Raw genomic sequence first — 258 nt, 5'->3', positions numbered from 1 at the left:
GACGGCGGTGGTGCAGCCGATGCTGGTGGCGGCCAACCGTGCCGACCTGGTGTCGCTGGTGATGTCGAACCTGTTTGGACAGAACGCTCCGGCGATCGCTGCCATTGAAGCCACGTACGAGCAAATGTGGGCTGCCGATGTGTCGGCGATGTCTGCCTACCATGCCGGGGCATCGGCGATCGCCTCGGCGCTGTCCCCGTTCAGTAAACCGCTGCAGAACCTGGCTGGCTTGCCGGCTTGGTTGGCCAGCGGCGCGCC

1 protein-coding gene is annotated in these 258 nt (G+C 65.9%); it reads left to right on the top strand.

Translation table 11 applies throughout. From position 1 onward, the window contains the following. A partial coding sequence (locus BST12_RS30070; protein WP_139802134.1) for a PPE domain-containing protein occupies positions 1-258 on the top strand: 258 nt, incomplete at both ends.

This window comes from Mycobacterium angelicum (assembly GCF_002086155.1).
Lineage (GTDB): Bacteria > Actinomycetota > Actinomycetes > Mycobacteriales > Mycobacteriaceae > Mycobacterium > Mycobacterium angelicum.
Note: the sequence above shows the minus strand (reverse complement) of the source record. Positions and strands in the feature narration are given on the sequence as shown.